A 16,393-nucleotide genomic window follows, 5' to 3' on the forward strand; every position below is an offset into this window, starting at 1 on the left:
CATGGGACGTCATCGGTTGGCCCTTGCCGCGCTCGGAGCCGCGCTGGCAGTGGGAAGCGCCCTGAGTACCGGATCCGGAGCAACGGCCGCCACATCTGCCGACGCCCGGGCGGCTTGGGACGGCTGCGTCGCTGGGGACATCTGCGTCTACTCGGGCGACAACGGCACCGGGTCGGTGTGTGCGTGGGACGGGGATGACTCGGACTGGCTCGGCGGTGCAGTCAAATGCAGCTGGGCCGGGACGAAGAACGTCCATTCGATCTGGAACCGTGGGACAGGAGGGGCAGGCTCCTACCGGCACGTGAAGTTCTACGAGAAGGCCAGCCACGCGGCGTACGTCGGCTGTGTCGACCAGAATGCCAAGGGCAACACCGGAGGCAGCGCCGGAAGGCAGCTCAGGTCCCACAAGTGGGTCACCAGCTGCTGATCCGCGTACGTACGCAAGGGCAGCGTGTGCTACGCAGCAGTTGTACGGGGCTGCTGCAAGGCCACACGCTGATCCGCAGTGGTCAGGCGCCCCTTGTGGCGACGAAGGGTGCCTGACCACAGGCGGGTGCGCTGTCCCGCCGGCCGGCCCGCCGCGGGATGATCCTCGTCTCCCCCGAGACTGTCCGCCGCTGGTGACCGAAGTTTCGGCCAGGCGTACTCCAGCCCGGGGCGCCGCCCGCGGGCCGCGCCCCGGGAACAAGTGGCAGTTGGACGTGGCCTTCATACCGATCCCGGGAACCCGACACCTCCCGCATGGGCGGGGACCACTGTCCGGCATATCGGCGACAGGCCCGGTGGGCGGTGGTCAGATCCGCCAGGAGCGGATGCGGTCCGCGGCGTCGTAGGCGTCGGTCCGCCCGGCGTCGATGTCGCGGGCCAGGTCGATCAGCGCCCCGTACGGTGCGTCGAGGCCTTCACCCGCCGCGCTCATGTACGCGACAGCGATCCCGGTGCCGAAAAGGGCGTTGCGGGCGGGGAGCGGGCGCAGTCGGATGATGGTGTGCATGAGGGCGGCGGCGCGCCAGGCGTTGTCGACGACGGCGCCGACCCTGGGGGTGTTGACCCGGTGGCGGCCGACGGCGGCGACCAGGGTGGAGAAGTCGTGGATCGTGGGGTGCTTGGGCAGGACCTCGGCCTGGCGCTCCAGGAGCCACCGGATGTCGACGTGGAGCTCCACGGTCAGGCGGCCCGCCCCGCCGTGTCCGTGCGGGCCGGTGTGTCGTCGGGGAACGCCGCGTCGAACGCGTCGCCGTGGACGTCGAGAAAGTCGCGGAAGACCTCTGCTGCGCCTTTGAGGCGGGGGTCGCGGACCGCGTCGTGCGCGGCCCGGCTGATAAGTGCGGTCACCGTGGTCCCCTCCGCCTCCGCACGTTCTTTCCGCAAGGCGCGCAGCTGGTCATCGACCCGGATCGTCACCGGTTTCGACATACCCCCGACCGTACAGCAAGCCGTACAGCACGGTCAGGTTCCGTCGAGTCCGAGTTCACCGGCGGGGAGAACTCCTGTCGGGACTTTGCACACAGGCACTGCGGAACAACCACGCCAGATCGTGCTGTAACTGTACGGCGACGTGATGGGAGGTCCGCGAAGAGCGCGACGACAAGCTGGGCCCTGGACGGCCCTGGGTCCCGGGCCCTTGGTGAGCGATCAGCAGGTGCTGCCGGTGTACCAGGCGTACTTGATGACCGCCGTTGATCCGAGGGGGGTGCGGCCGGGGCCGACACAGGTGGTATAGCCGGTGTCGTTGTGCCGTTCGACACGGATCCAGATCTTTCCGCTGGTGGCGCAGTGGCGGTAGTAGGCGATGCCTGCCGCGTTGTCGGGGTCCCAACCGCAGGCGCGCACACCTGACGGTGCGGCGGCGGCGGTAGAGGCGGCAGTGCCGGTGATGCCCAGAGTGAGCATCACCGCAGCCGCCAGGCCGACGACCTTGCTCTGGCGAAGATTCATGATTTACCACCTTTCATGGCACTTGATAACAAACTTTCTCTTTGTTGTCTGATGCTCCCTCAGGTGCCCTTGCAGGGCAAGCTGTTCGGCCCCGATGGCTGGTTGTGGTCCTTCAGGGCCGCAGCACAGGCGCGGGCTGACGCATGGGCAATGCGACGAACCGAAAGGTCGATGCCGCGTAGACGGCCAGGACGGATCCGTACTGGCGCCTGCGGCAGCCACCGGACGACGGGTGCACGGCCAGTCATCGACGGCCTGTCTTCGCATGTGCTGTCCGAGATGTTCGCAACCGTCCTGCCAACCGGCAGCTCAGGGCAAGATCAACGGACTACCGCAGTGCGACGGGACAGGGCTGTCCACGGTGTGATGAGCGCGGCGGCCATAGAGATGGCGGCCAGGAGGAAGAACAGCGGTCCGTAGCCGCCGAGGGGCACAGCGAGGGCGGCGCCCGCGAACGGCGCGAGGGCTGCCGCTGTCTGGGCGGGTGCGGCGAGAAGTCCTGAGAGGCGGCCGTAGTGGGCGGTGCCCCAGCGGTCGGTGATGGCGGTGGCCTGAAGCAGGGTGAGGTTGCCGCGGACCATGCCGGCTACGACCGACATCGCGATGATCAGGACGTACGGGCCGGGAGCGGCTGCGATGGAGACGGTGGTCAGCCCACCGAGCGCGATCAGGACCGTCGCGCGGGCCGTGGCGGTGGTGCGGCGAGCGAGGGCGGCGTACAGGGTGCGGCCGAGAGTCTGTCCGGCGCCGCCGATTCCGAGTGCCCAGGCAGCCTGGCTGGTGGTGTAGCCGCGTTCCAGAAGGAGCGGGACGAGGGCCACGACGACGGCGTACATCGCAAAGCCGGACAGCGTGAAGGCGGCCGCGAGCAGGAGGAATGGCCGGCTGCGCCCGACTTCGGCAGCGTCTGCTGCCGCGTGTGCTGGGCTGGTTGCGGCGTCGGGCCATGGTGCGCGCAGGGCCAGGGCGTGGGCGGGGATGGTCACGGCGGCGAGCACCAGGGCGAGAACGACGTACGTCGCCCGCCACGACATGTGATCGGCGATTGCCGCGGTGAGAGGTGCGAAGACGGTGGAGGCGAGGCCGCCGGCGAGGGTGACGACGGTCAGAGCGCGGACGTGGTCGGGGGCCCACCAGCGGGTGAGGGCGGCGAAGGCGGGCTGGTAGAAGGTGGATGCCATCGCGAGCCCGGCGAGCAGCCACCCGGCGATGAAGACGGGCAGGTTGGGGGCGGCTGCCACGATGAGGATGCTGAGCGCGCCGAGGACCGATCCGGCGGTCATCACGGTGCGCGGGCCGTGATGGTCGATGATCCGGCCGACCCGTATCCCGGCGATCGCGGACACGAGGAGGGCAATGGAGAACGCGGCCGTGGTCGCCCCGGCGGGCCACCCGGTGTCGGCGGTGATCTGCGGGTTCAGTACGGGGAACGCGTAGTAGACGATGCCCCAGCTGGTGATCTGGGTGGCGCACAGGGCAGGCAGGGCGGCGCGGGGCCGTGACCTGACTTCTGTTCCGGTCGCGGCCTCGCGATCAGGGGTGCTGAGATCCGTCACGAGCCGCAGCAGCCGCCCGCCGGTGTCTCCTCGGCGGCCGTTGTGGCGGGAGCGCCGACACCGAGCTGCACGAGCGCGGGCTCCGGGGCACAGCAGCCTCCGCCGTCGGCCTGGTCGGCTGCCGGGTCGTCGAAGAGTCCGGCGCCGCCGCAGACTCCGGTTTCCGGGAGGGTGAGTTCGACGCGGTCGGCGGACTCGGTGTCACCGGCGAGCGCGGCGGCGACGGAGCGGACCTGCTCGTAGCCGGTCATCGCCAGGAAGGTCGGGGCGCGGCCGTAGGACTTCATCCCGACCAGGTACACACCTGGTTCGGGGTGGGAGAGCTCGCGGTGGCCGTGCGGGTAGACCGTGCCGCAGGAATGCTGGTTCGGGTCGATCAGCGGAGCCAGCTCGACGGGGGCCTGGAGGCGCTCGTCGAGACCCAGGCGCAGCTCGTTCAGGAAGGACAGGTCGGGGCGGAAGCCGGTCAGCACGATCACCTCGTCCACCGGGTCCGGGCGGTGGCCGTCCTCGCCGGCCAGGACCAGGCGGCCGTCGGCGTCGCGCTCGATCGCCTCGGTGCGGAAGCCGGTCACGGCGTCGGCGTGGCCCTCGTCGACGGCGGCCTTCGCCGCCAGGCCCAGAGCGCCGCGGGCGGGGAGCTGGTCGGCCTCACCACCGCCGAAGGTGGACTCCGAGATGCCCCGGCGCCGGATCCATACGCCCTTCGTGCCCGTTCCGTCCTTGGACTTGGCGAGGTCGGCGAGGGAGGCGAGGGCGGTGAAGCCGGTGAAGGCGGAGGCGCCCGAGCCGATGACGGCGGTGCGCTTGCCCGCGTACCGGGCGCGGACGGCGGGGCCCTTCAGGTCCGGGGCGCGGTAGGTGATCCGGTCGGCCGCCGCACGCTCGCCGAGGGCGGCAAGGCCGCTGCCGCCGGCAGGGCTGGGTGTGGCCCAGGTGCCGGAGGCGTCGATGACGGCGCGGGCGAAGACGCGCTCCTCACGGCCGTCGGCGTGGGTGAAGTGCACGACGAACGGCCGCTGATAGCGGTCGGCGTCGACGATGCGGTCCCGGCCGGTGCGCGAGACGCCAGTGACCGTCGCACCGAGGCGGACGCGATCGCCGAGAACGTCGGCGAGCGGCCGCAGGTACAGGTCGGCCCAGTCGCCGCCGGAGGGGTAGGTGGCCGGGCCGGGCCGTGTCCAGCCGGTGGGGGCCAGCTTCTCGGCGGCCGGGTCGACGACTTCGTCCCAGGTGGAGAACAGGCGGACGTGTGCCCACTCGCGCACCGCGGCGCCGACGCTCTGTCCGGCTTCGAGGACCAGGGGCTCGTTGCCCCGATCGAGTAGGTGGGCGGCGGCGGCCAGGCCGACGGGTCCGGCCCCGATCACGACGACGGGCAGCTCGGTGGTGGCGGGCGCGTTCACGGCGACTCCTTACGCGTTTCGGCATCTCTCGATGGCCTGCGCGGTCCAGCATGGCAACTGTATTGATGAGCGTCAACATAGACATTCATCGAAACCAAGGGGATCTACTGCGGGAGTACATCGACGTCACCGTCATCGGCGGCGGCCAGCCCGGACTCGCAGCGGCCCACACCTTGCTGTGCCGCGGGCTGCGGCCGGTGGCCCTGGAGGCGTCCGACCGTACGGCCGGGTCGTGGCCGCGCTACTACGACAGCCTCACGCTGTTCTCGCCCGCCCGGTACAGCTCCCTGCCGGGACTGCCGTTCCCCGGCGTCGACCGGGACCGCTATCCGCACCGGGACGAGGCCGTCGCCTCCCTCACCGCCCACGCCGACCGACTGAATGCCGAGGTCCGCACCGGCTGCCGCGTCAGTGCGGTCCGCCGCGACGACGGCGCCTTCGCCGTGGAACCGGGGGAAGGTGGCCGACTGTCCGCGCGGGCTGTCGTGGCAGCCTCCGGAGCGTTCGGGCGCCCGCACCGGCCTGCGCTGCCGGGCCTTGAGGAGTTCACCGGTCAGCTGCTGCACGCCGTCGACTACCGCAGTCCGGCGCCGCTCACCGGCCGCCGGGCGGTCGTGATCGGTGCCGGTAACTCCGCGGTGCGCTTCGCCGCCGAGCTCGCCCAGACCACACGCGTCACGCTCGCCACCCGTGGGCCGCTGAAGTTCACAGCGCAGCGGATCCTCAGCCGCGACTCGCACTTCTGGCTGACCCGCACCGGCCTGGACACCGCGCCCCTGGACCGGCTCCTGCCGCGCCCGTCGGCACAGCCGGTCATCGACGACAGTCGCTACCGCGCTGCCCTGGCCGCCGGACAACCCGACCGGCGACCGCTGTTCACCGGCGCCGACGGAGCCAGGCTCGTCCTGGGGCGAACGGGCCTGAACTTTGCTCCTGATCCAACGGGTGCCCGACTGCTGCAATCCACGTGGACTCCGACACAACGCTGTTGCTCCGAGCTGCCCGATTCGGCACTCGCGTGCTTCAGCCCGGTAAGGCCGGAACCCCACCCTCGCCTCGTAGGACCGAGCCCTTCAAGCCGCTCCCTGCCGCCCGTCGTCTCCCGCCGTGCAGGCTCCACGATTGCCGCGACCGGTTGCAGTTCGCCAGGCGCATGAGGGCGGCGGTCGCGAGGCGTAGTGTCTGCGCCGAGCAGGGCCTATGCGTACTCCGCATCCGGTACGTGCTCTCGGTACGAGTGCTCGGGGCGGTGGATCAGCCGGTGTCGGGCAGCTGTGCGTCAGGTCGGGCGGGGGTGAGGGCGGTGAGTCCGGCCCGGCCGGCAGTAAGGCGCTGGAGGGCGTGGGCATGACCACACGCTCCGCGACTCAAGGAAAAGGAAGTCGACATCGAAGTCATCCACGGCCTGGCCTGAGGCGTCAGTCCAGTGTCTGGATCAATTCGCTGCGTGTTGAGGTGTGTACGACCCGGCCGCGTGCTCCGTTGACGATGGGCAGATACGGCGGGACGTGGCCGCATTCCACATCAGCGATGATCGGAACGTTCAAGGGGCCGAGTGCGTCGAGCACGGCTTGGTGCTGGGTGAGCGAGTCGGCGCCGGGTGCCGACGTCCGGGCGACAAGGACCGCTTTCGCCGTATCGAAGAAGCCGGCCAGCCTCATCCCATGCAAGTTCCTGCAGATGGCGAAGGCGTCGTCCCCTCCTGCTTCGACGTACACGAGGAGACCTTCCGGAGACTCGGCCCGTGCAAAGGCCGAGACATCGAGGTAGGCCGTTCCCGTGAGGTTGCACAGCATCTCGATGCAGCCCCCGATCAGACGCCCCTCGGCTTCCACATCCCCCTCGCCGTCCAGCCGGGTCCATCTGCCGGGCGTGTCAAGCGTGTACTCGCGCACCTCCGGGTGGGCACGGTAGTCGTCCCAGCCCGTGGCCCGGTAGCGGTTCGGCGAGGACTGCGTGTACTGATGCCCGCGCGGGGCAGCGGCAATATCGAGCCATGACAACAGTCCTTCCGGCGCCCGGTAGGGCGTGTCCATGAGGTTGTTGCCGTGCACGGTCGCCGTCCCGGTGAGAAGGGTCAGCGGCGTGATAATGGTCGACATGTCGGAGAACCCGACAAGCCAGGTCGGCTCGGCATCACGCAGCCGGTCCCAGTCCAGCAGCGGCAGCAGGTCGATCGCCGTCTCCCCACCCCACGGCGGCACCACGGCTCTGATCTGGGGATCCGTCAGCATCGACATCAGCTCTCTCGCGCGATCGGCCGCAGGGGCGCTGACATGGCCGGCACCGTCCATGCAGCGGCCGACAACTACCTCGTACCCCCGGGCCTCTACATCGTGAATCGCCACATCAAGGCGCCTGCGCAGCTCTTTCGGGACCCCGCTCGAAGGAGAGGTGATGCCGATGCGGTCACCAGGACGCAGGGGGCGCGGATATCGAACTGACATGCGCGGAAGTCTGACACGACACCACAGCAGCGCGATATCGACTTTGCATGCCCCGAAGAGCAGATTTGGCGGGCAGAGTTCGGAAACACGTACCGAGAGGTCGTTTTCACCTGAACTGGCCGCCTATCAGATGATTCTTGGAGTGTGGTGCAGGCGAGGTTGTGGTGGCGGGCGTGCGGTCGGACTTCTTGCGGCTCACTCCCTGCCGAGGGCTTGCCCGGCAGAACCCGTGACCGGCCGGCGGGCCGGCCGTGACCGATCCGTCTCCCGTCATCGGTCAAACGGCACATCAGTACCGTGACCGGTCCATACAACTGCCGGCCGAGGCGGTGACTGGTCAACGGTCACCGCGCTCTCACTGGTCGCGACCACGTTCCCCGAAGGAAAGCCGCGCAACACCGCGATGGGCGTGTACGCGGGAATGGCCGGCATCGGCTCCACCGTGGGCCTGCTCCTGGGAGGCGTACTCACCTCCTACCTGGACTGGCGCTGGGTGTTCTTCATCAACATCCCCATAGGACTCGCCGTCCTCGCCGGCACCCGCGTACTCAGCGACGGCGACCGGAACCGCGGCCGCCTCGACGTCCCCGGCGCCATCACCGGCACCACCGGTCTCGTCGCCCTCGTCTACACGATCGTCCGCGGAGGCGAAAGCGGCTGGACGGACACACTGACCATCGGCTCGGGCACCGCCGCTGCCGTACTGCTCGCAGCGTTCCTCGCGATCCAGGCACGCACCACGAACCCGATGATGCCGCTGCGCCTGTGGAAGGACCGGAACCGGGCAGGCAGCTACACCACCATGCTCTTCGTCGGCGCGGGCATGTTCGCCACCTTCTACTTCCTGACCCTGTACATGCAGCAGATCCTCGGCTACAGCCCGATCAAGACCGGCCTCGCCTACCTGCCCTTCAGCCTCGGAATGGCCATGGCGGCCGGCGTCAGCTCCAAACTCGTGGCCAGGTTCGCCCCGCGCGCGGTGATCGCACCGGGCCTCCTCATCGCCACGGGCGGCATGGTATGGATGCACACTCTGACCCCCACGTCCGGATTCGCCACCACCCTCATGCCCGCGATGTTCATCACCGCGTTCGGCCTGGGCGTCACGTTCGTCCCCCTGACTCTCGGCGCGGTCAGCGGCGTCACCGACCAGGACACCGGCATCACCTCTGCCCTCCTGAACGCGGCTCAGCAGATCGGCGGAGCCCTCGGCCTCGCCGTCCTCACCACCATCTCGACCAACGCGGCGAACACCAGACTTCCCCACGCAGCCGAGTCCTTCTACAACGCCCTGACCACCCGCGAAATCGGACTGGTGCACAAGGCGGGAGCCGCCCTCACACACGGGTACACCACCGCGTTCCTCGTGGCCGCCGCCCTCTTCATCGGAGGCCTGGTGATCACCATGATCACGATCAACGCGAGGAAGCAGCAGACCGGCACCGCCCCGGCCGGCGAGAACTCGCCCGTGGGCGCCGCCGAAACGGGTCTCTGACCCATCCACCGTGCTGAGCGATTGAGACCGAGATGTACTGACCTGGCCGATGGCTGATGGGCAAGTACCCAAGAGCAACAGGGCCACCGGACGGCAGCCCGCCTCCCGCCCCTACGGCGAGGACCTGGCAGCAACTGCTCCGCTCGCCGAAGGACTCCGCCGCGCAGGACCTCGGAGGAAGCGAACACGAACAACACCACTTGAGCGCGCTACCCGGTCGAACGGCCGGGTAGCGCGCTCAGCCATACGGCACACTGTTTGCCGGCACGGGCCGGACACAGACGGTATAGACCTCCGCGCGCAGCCCGACGCCGCCACAGCACGTTTGCGGTGCCTGCCCCGACATGGGCAGGCAGGGCCTCTGCGCCGGGCGGGAGATGGTGCGCCGACCATGACAGGACCGCCCGTCGTCGGTCCGGTCCTGGCACGCGTTGACACTGGGTTACGGCCGGTCGGGCCGTTGCGGGCACAGCAGGGGAAACGTCGCCAGGACTACGCCCGCAAAGATTCTGGCCGACCGGCCGTGGTCGGGCCACGCCCGGACGACATACCCCGAAGGGTCCCTGCCCGCGCCGCGCGCACCGATACCGATCCCGGAACTGGGCTCGCCGCCACCCACAAGGGAAACCGCACTCGACGGCGAGCCCTGCATTGACTTGCCAGCGCGAGCGAAGACGCTGCGGCCGCCTCCATGCCTCGGCTGCGCTCCACAACCGTGTCGCCCCCGACCGGGAAGTGCCCCTCGCCCGAGGAGCGGCCCCCCTGGCAGCGCCCATGCGCATACAGCGTGAGACCGGGCGCCGACGACGTCATCCTCATCGTGATCACCCGGCTCCGTATCGGCGGAGCCCCATCCGCCACCATGCGCTTCCGGCCACGGCGAACTCGCCCAGCCCGCCTCCGCTGAAAATGCCAAGGGGAAAACCGGGCTGTACAGCGTGAAGACGGCCTGCGTTGATCAGTGTTACCGTGAGCGGCATGTCGGCCCACCACTTGATCTGTGATTCCGGCCGTGCGCTGCGCACGGTCCGGTTCGGTGTGGCCACCTTCCGAGGCGGCTCCAAGGCCGCGGACCGGCGCCCCACGGGCTTGGTCTGGATCGTAAGGGCTGCCGCAGCGGTTACGTCCGTCTGACGCTTGCGGCTGAGGATTCCTCACCGGTCAGACCACCAGCCTTGCGCCGATAGTGCGCTGCGGGTGGCTTGCCCTTGCTTCGCCCTTGCTCCTGTTCTGACGTCGGGATCCGCGCATCGTCGCCCCGAAGCCGCCGCTTCGCCCCACAGCCCCGTACTTCCCCGGACCGCGCCGCGTCGCCGTCCATGACTGCCCTGGAGTTTTTCCGTGATCACCGCTTCCGGCATCGAGCTGCGTGCCGGCGCCCGCATCCTGATCGAGTCCGCTTCCTTCCGGGTCGCCAAGGGCGACCGCATCGGCCTCGTCGGCCGCAACGGTGCGGGCAAGACCACCCTCACCAAGTGCCTCGCGGGCGAGGGCACCCCCGCGGGCGGCACCATCACCCGGTCCGGCGAGGTCGGCTACCTCCCGCAGGACCCGCGCACCGGCGACCTCGACATCCTCGCCCGGGACCGCATCCTCTCCGCCCGCGGCCTCGACGCGATCCTGCGCAGGATGCGCGAGAACGAGGACCGGATGGCGAACGGCCAGGGCGCCACCCGCGAGAAGGCGATGAAGAAGTACGAGCGCCTGGAGACGGAGTTCCTCACCAAGGGCGGATACGCCGCCGAGGCCGAGGCCGCCACCATCGCCGCCGCGCTCAGCCTGCCCGACCGGGTGCTCGGCCAGCCCCTCCACACCCTCTCCGGCGGTCAGCGCCGACGCATCGAGCTGGCCCGCATCCTCTTCTCGGACGCCGACACCCTGCTCCTCGACGAGCCCACCAACCACCTCGACGCGGACTCGATCGTCTGGCTGCGCGACTACCTCAAGAACTACCGCGGCGGCTTCATCGTGATCTCCCACGACGCCGACCTCGTCGAGACCGTCGTCAACAAGGTCTTCTACCTCGACGCCAACCGTGCGCAGATCGACGTCTACAACATGGGCTGGAAGCTCTACCAGCAGCAGCGCGAGGCCGACGAGAAGCGCCGCAAGCGCGAGCGCCAGAACGCCGAGAAGAAGGCCGCGACCCTCAACGCACAGGCCGACAAGATGCGCGCCAAGGCCACCAAGACCGTCGCCGCCCAGAACATGGCCAAACGCGCCGACCGGCTGCTGTCCGGCCTGGAGGCCGTCCGGGTCTCCGACAAGGTCGCCAAACTCCGCTTCCCCGACCCCTCACCCTGCGGCAAGACCCCGCTGATGGCGGAAGGCCTGTCCAAGTCCTACGGCTCGCTCGAAATCTTCACCGACGTCGACCTCGCCATCGACAAGGGCTCCCGCGTCGTCATCCTCGGCCTCAACGGCGCGGGCAAGACCACACTGCTGCGCCTCCTCGGCGGAACCGAGAAGCCGGACACCGGCGAGATCATCGAGGGCCACGGCCTCAAACTCGGCTACTACGCCCAGGAACACGAGACCCTGGACCCGGAACGCACCGTCCTGGAGAACATGCGCACAGCCGCGCCCGACCTCGACCTGGTCGAGGTCCGCAAGACACTCGGCTCGTTCCTCTTCTCCGGCGACGACGTCGACAAGCCCGCCGGAGTGCTCTCCGGCGGCGAGAAGACCCGCCTCGCGCTCGCGACCCTGGTCGTCTCCTCGGCCAACGTCCTGCTCCTCGACGAGCCCACGAACAACCTCGACCCGGCCAGCCGCGAGGAAATCCTCGGCGCGCTGCGCACGTACAAGGGCGCCGTCGTCCTCGTCACCCACGACGAAGGCGCGGTCGAGGCACTCCAGCCGGAGCGGATCATCCTGCTCCCCGACGGCGTCGAGGACCTGTGGGGTGCCGACTACCGGGACCTCGTCGCCCTGGCCTGACCGACGAACCGCGGTTCCGGTGTGACCGCCGAAGACACCGGAGGCCCGCCCCGCCTGGCACTGTCATCCCCGGATTCCAGCTCACCAACGGCGGGAAGACGGAGCGCGGAAGCGGGACGACGCCCGGCACAGTCGGGGGGCCGGCAGGCGAAGGCGTTGTCCGAGGCGGTCCGCCGATCGCAGTACTACCGGGGGGGTAGATGGATCCGATCGTCTGGCCTACGCTCCCACCTTGGACGTCGACGGGCGGAGCTGGTGATCGCCTGGAGATCCATCCCATCAGCGACCGTTCTTCTGCACCGCCGATACGGGTTCCTCTCACAGGAGGTCGCAAGTGTTACGCAGGCCCACCGCGGTTCTGACCGTACTCATCGCCTTCGCTCTGGGGTTCCTGTCCACGCCCGTATCGTCAGCCGAGCCGCGCTCCTCTCACAATCCGGTCATCTTTGTGCATGGCTACAACGCTGATCCCGGAGTGTGGGGGTCCCTCAAGGCGGACTTCAGGGGCGACGGATACAACGACAATGAGTTGTTCAGCTGGGGCTACGACACCCACCAGTCCGTCAATGAGGTGCTGGCCGCGCGGTTCCAGGACTATCTGAACGGTGTCCTGCGACAGACCGGCGCACAACAGGTCGACCTGGTTTCGCACTCATTCGGGAGCCTGACCAGTCGCTGGTACGTGAAGTTCGGCGGCGGGACGGACACAGTCGCTCATTGGATCTCGCTCGGCGGACCCAACCACGGCACCTACACCGCGTGGGCTTGCGCAACGTGGGACCAGGCATGCCGTGACATGTCTCCGGGGTCCTACGTGCAGAAGCAGCTTGCTGCGGGCGATGAGACACCTGGGACGGTCAAGTACGCCACGTTCCGGTCCCATTGCGACGAGGTCATCAACCCCGACAACAGCGTCACACTGGGGGGAGCCACCAACATCAACGCGGGGTGCCTGAAGCACAACGAACTCTTGGGCGACGAAGGGGTTTCCCGCGATGTGAGGGCCTTCCTCGCCGGGTAGCTCGCCTCGTCGTCAGCGGCACGAACCATCGAATTCCGCGGGTCTGTGCCGGAGCCGGATCGCCTGAGTTGCTTCCTCTTGCATCTGCCGGACCGACTCCAGCACTTGCCACCGCGACCTCCTGGCAAAATAAACACCTGGGCCCACCGAGGGACACGGCCCCTGGCGGCTGAACGGCCCGGTGGTCAGCCGCGTTCCTGACGACGGATCTCACTTGCGGCATTCAGTCTGCGCGCCTGACCGAGCGGGTGCGCCTAGCTGGAGAGAGTGCCCTTTGAGCGGCGCGCTGGGCGAGCAAGGCCCAAAGGCATTCAATGCCGGGACTCCCCGACCCGGCCGTCATTGACGCCTGACAGCCAATGACGGCGCCTCGCGTCCCCCGTTCCGCAACGCCACAGCAACCGTCCTACCCGCACCAGTGCACACTTGACGCCCTCTCACTGGTCCGGCAACACCGGCGAAGGGCAGAGAAATCGGCAGCTTGGTCGCCCGCGGCGGCGGACGTCGGCGCACAGAAGCGAAGCGCTTGTCGCCGTGCGCGAAGCGTTCGGGCCGGGAACGGGGCACAGCGGCAGGCTGGGGCCCCGGCCGACGGACCGCATCTGGGGTGGTGCTGAGTCGTCGTGACGGCGAGTCCGGTCGAGTGCCGTGACGCACCGTCACCGGGCCGGTGTGCCGTCCAGGATCGCGAGTACGGGACCGCCTGCGATGCCGAGGGCGACCGAGGCCGATGCCGCCGTGCAGGCCAGCAGCGCCGCAGGCCGCACCGGCGTGCGGGGCTCGGCCGGTGCGCCGTTGGACACGGCGGGGTGAATCCACCGCAGGTAGTAGAAGAGGGAGGCCACCGTGTTCACAGCGGCGACGACCGCGAGCCACGCGAATCCGCTGTCGACGGCCGCGGTGAAGATCTTGAGTTTGCCCAGGAAGACCGCGGTGGGTGGGGTGCCGACGAGGCCCAGGAGGCAGACGATCAGGCTGAGCACCAGCGCTGGGTGTCGGCGGAGAAGACCGCGGTAGTCGTCCAGGGTGTGGGCGTGCGGGAGCGCGCATACGACGGCGAAGGCTCCGAGGTTGGTCACGGCGTAGGCGGTCAGGTAGTAGAGGAGCGCGGGCTGCGCCTGCTCGCTTCCGCCGGTCGCGGCGATCGGCATCAGCAGGTACCCCACCTGGCTGATCGTCGAGTACGCGAGCAGTCGTTTGACGTCGGTCTGGAAGAAGGCGCCGAAGTTCCCGAGCGTCATGGAGAGGGCGGCGAGCACGGCGACCAGCTCGGGCCAGGGCACGTCCGTGCCTGCGAGCGGTACGGCGACCAGGCGGTAGAGGGCCGCCAGCGCGCCGGCTTTGGGGAGCGTGGCGAGGAAGGCCGCGACAGGTGGTGCGCTTCCCTGGACGGCATCGGGCACCCAGAAGTGTCCTGGCACTCCCCCGGCCTTGAACAGAAGTCCCCCGAGCACACCCACCAGTCCGGCCGCCACCAGCCCTTCCGGCGCGTCCGGGAGTGCCTCCGCGAGGGCCGGGTACGCGGTGGCCCGCCCGGCCGCGTACATGAGGGTGATTCCGGCGAGAAGTACGACGCCGAGCAGCGCTCCGACCACGTAGTACTTCAGAGCCGCCTCGGTGCCGGGTCCGTCCTTGCGGAATCCGGCCAGGGCATAGGCGGGGACGCTCGCGAGGAGGTAGGCAGCGGCGAGCAGCAGCAGGTCCTGGGCTCCCGCGAGCATCAGCGTCCCGAGCGCGGCGAGCTGGACCAGGACATAGAACTCGCTCTCCCGCGCGTCCCCGTGGAAAGGGGCGAAGCCCAGGGCCAGGACGACGAGCGTTCCGGCGAGGACGACGATACGGACGGTAGAGGTCACCGGGTCGACCGCGAACGCCCCGTCGAATGCCGTCATGGGCTCGCCCGTGGCGGCAGCCGCCGCCGCGACGATGCCCGTCGCGCACGCGGCTGCTGCCACGACGGCGACGATCCATTGTCGGTGCCGGGGCAGCCACCCCCCGAGTAGCAGTCCGAGCACCGCCGAGGCGCCGAGAAGGACTTCGGGCAGCAGGTCCAGCGGGTTCTCGTTCATCACGGTCATCCCGTTCATCGGGCGAGCAGCTCCAGCACACCGCGGGAGGCGGGTTCGATGATGTCGAGCAAAAAGCGGGGGGTGAGGCCGAGGACGACGGCGAGGACCAGCAGCGGCACGATGGCGACGCCTTCGTGGACCCGGAGGTCGGGGAAGGGCCGGGCGGCACCGGGGGCTTACGGAAGCCGCAGTGGCCCCATGAACATGCGTTGCAGGGCTCGTAGCAGCAGTGCGGCGGTGATCAGGATGCCAAGGACCGCGAGGCCGGTCGCCACCGGGCGGGGCTCGAGGCTGCCTGCGAGGATCTGGAACTCGGCGATGAAGCCGGAGAAGCCGGGCAGGCCGAGCGAGGCGAAGACCGCCACACCCATGAGGGCCGCGAACAGGGGGGCCCGGGCTGCGACACCGGAGTACGCGTCCATGTCGTACGTACGGCCGCGCTCGTAGAGCACGCCCGCAAGGAGGAACAGCGCGCCGGTCAGCAGTCCGTGGCTCACCATCTGGTAGGTCGCGCCGGTGACCGCGAGGCGGCGCGCGTCGGCGGTGTCCGTTCCGGCGGTGGCGGCGGCGCCGATGGCGAGGACGATGTAGCCCATGTGGTTGACGGAGGTGTAGGCGATCATGCGCTTGAACTGGGTTTGGGCGAGCGCCACCAGCGCTCCGTAGAGCACGGAGATCAGGCCGACGACGACGAAGACCAGTGCGTACGAACGCCACGCCCCGGGCAGCAGAGGCATCGCGATGCGCAGGAATCCGTACGTGCCCATCTTGAGCAGGACACCGGCGAGGATGGCCGAGCCTTCGGCGGGGGCCTCGGTGTGGGCGGGTGGCAGCCAGGTGTGGAAGGGCACGGTGGGTGTTTTGACAGCCAGTCCGACGCCGACGGCGAGCAGGACCAGAGCGCCGTACAGCGAACGTTCGGCGAGGGGGTTCTGCCGGGCCAGCTCCACCATGTCGAAGGTGTGCGGTGCGGCGGCGAGGTAGAGCCCGATGAACCCGAGAAGGAGGGCGAGCGAGCCGGTGAAGGTGTAGAGGAAGAACTTCATGGCCGCGCGCGAGGCCCCCGCGTGGCCCCACCCGGCGATGATGAAGTACATCGCCACGATCGACAGGTCGAAGAAGACGAAGAACAGGATCAGGTCGAGCGCCACGAAGAGGCCCAGGCACGTGCTCTCCAGGAAGAGGAACAGGGCGACGAACTCCCGTACGCGATGGGTCTGCCGCAGGGCGTAGACGGCGCAGGCGAGGAACAGGACGCCGGTCAGCGCGAGCAGCGGCAGCGACAGCCCGTCCACACCGATGTGGTAGCCGATTCCCGCGCTGGGGATCCAGCGGACGTTCGTCTCGTACTGGATGCCCTCCCCGGTGCCGTAGCCCGCCCATACAGCCAGGGTGAGGGCGAGCACGGTCGCGGAAGCACCCGCCCATGCGCCGAGGAGGACGAGGCGGGGCGTGCTGTGCGGGAGGCACAGCAGCAGGGCGGCTACCGCGGTGGGAAGCAGGACGATGGCCGTGAGCACG

Annotated in this window: 11 protein-coding genes and 2 pseudogenes; 5 read left to right on the plus strand and 8 right to left on the minus strand. The window is 69.2% G+C overall.

Features of this window, described 5'->3' with window-relative positions:
• Position 1 precedes the first annotated feature (1 nt).
• Positions 2-427: a peptidase inhibitor family I36 protein gene (locus tag OG251_RS00665; RefSeq protein WP_326674966.1), complete on the plus strand. Its 426-nt coding sequence runs from the start codon at positions 2-4 to the stop codon at positions 425-427.
• A gap of 366 nt (positions 428-793) precedes the next feature.
• On the opposite strand, the gene OG251_RS00670 is transcribed toward OG251_RS00665, so the two are convergent.
• The 5 genes from OG251_RS00670 to OG251_RS00690 all read right to left on the minus strand — a co-directional run bounded on the left by OG251_RS00670 (position 794) and on the right by OG251_RS00690 (position 4,900).
• Positions 794-1,165, minus strand: a complete 372-nt coding sequence (locus tag OG251_RS00670) for a toxin Doc (protein ID WP_385898775.1) — start codon at positions 1,163-1,165, stop codon at positions 794-796.
• Between the two features lie 2 nt (positions 1,166-1,167).
• On the minus strand, positions 1,168-1,416 hold the full coding sequence (locus OG251_RS00675) for a hypothetical protein (protein ID WP_326674967.1): 249 nt from the start codon (positions 1,414-1,416) through the stop codon (positions 1,168-1,170).
• Between the two features lie 219 nt (positions 1,417-1,635).
• Positions 1,636-1,938, minus strand: coding sequence for a DUF6355 family natural product biosynthesis protein (locus OG251_RS00680; protein WP_326674969.1), 303 nt, complete (start codon positions 1,936-1,938; stop codon positions 1,636-1,638).
• 320 nt (positions 1,939-2,258) lie between these two features.
• Positions 2,259-3,494 (minus strand): MFS transporter, encoded by a 1,236-nt coding sequence (locus OG251_RS00685; RefSeq protein WP_326674970.1) that lies wholly within the window; start codon positions 3,492-3,494, stop codon positions 2,259-2,261.
• Positions 3,491-4,900, minus strand: coding sequence for an FAD-dependent oxidoreductase (locus tag OG251_RS00690; protein WP_326674971.1), 1,410 nt, complete (start codon positions 4,898-4,900; stop codon positions 3,491-3,493). The genes OG251_RS00685 and OG251_RS00690 overlap by 4 nt, the downstream gene beginning before the upstream one ends.
• Positions 4,901-4,965: 65 nt before the next feature.
• Between OG251_RS00690 and OG251_RS00695 the strand changes: the two genes are divergently transcribed.
• Positions 4,966-6,057 (plus strand): flavin-containing monooxygenase, encoded by a 1,092-nt coding sequence (locus OG251_RS00695; RefSeq protein ID WP_326674972.1) that lies wholly within the window; start codon positions 4,966-4,968, stop codon positions 6,055-6,057.
• A 261-nt stretch (positions 6,058-6,318) separates the two neighbouring features.
• On the opposite strand, the gene OG251_RS00700 is transcribed toward OG251_RS00695, so the two are convergent.
• A complete protein-coding gene (locus OG251_RS00700) occupies positions 6,319-7,347 on the minus strand; it encodes a S66 family peptidase (protein ID WP_326674973.1) in 1,029 nt (342 codons plus the stop codon).
• Positions 7,348-7,684: 337 nt separating this feature from the next.
• Between OG251_RS00700 and OG251_RS00705 the strand changes: the two are divergent.
• The 3 genes and pseudogenes from OG251_RS00705 to OG251_RS00715 all read left to right on the plus strand — a co-directional run.
• A pseudogene (locus OG251_RS00705) lies at positions 7,685-8,842 on the plus strand (MFS transporter); the annotation flags it as partial.
• Positions 8,843-10,183: 1,341 nt separating this feature from the next.
• On the plus strand, positions 10,184-11,782 hold the full coding sequence (locus OG251_RS00710; protein WP_326674974.1) for an ABC-F family ATP-binding cassette domain-containing protein: 1,599 nt from the start codon (positions 10,184-10,186) through the stop codon (positions 11,780-11,782).
• 370 nt (positions 11,783-12,152) lie between these two features.
• Positions 12,153-12,803, plus strand: a complete 651-nt coding sequence (locus OG251_RS00715) for an esterase/lipase family protein (RefSeq protein ID WP_442818405.1) — start codon at positions 12,153-12,155, stop codon at positions 12,801-12,803.
• 659 nt (positions 12,804-13,462) lie between these two features.
• Here OG251_RS00715 and OG251_RS00720 read toward each other — a convergent pair.
• On the minus strand, positions 13,463-14,881 hold the full coding sequence (locus tag OG251_RS00720; RefSeq protein WP_326681107.1) for an NADH-quinone oxidoreductase subunit N: 1,419 nt from the start codon (positions 14,879-14,881) through the stop codon (positions 13,463-13,465).
• 5 nt (positions 14,882-14,886) lie between these two features.
• Positions 14,887-16,392 (minus strand): annotated as a pseudogene (locus tag OG251_RS00725) (complex I subunit 4 family protein).
• Between the last annotated feature and the right edge of the window lies 1 nt (position 16,393).

The sequence above is a fragment of the Streptomyces sp. NBC_01237 genome (assembly GCF_035917275.1).
In the GTDB taxonomy this organism is placed as follows: domain Bacteria; phylum Actinomycetota; class Actinomycetes; order Streptomycetales; family Streptomycetaceae; genus Streptomyces.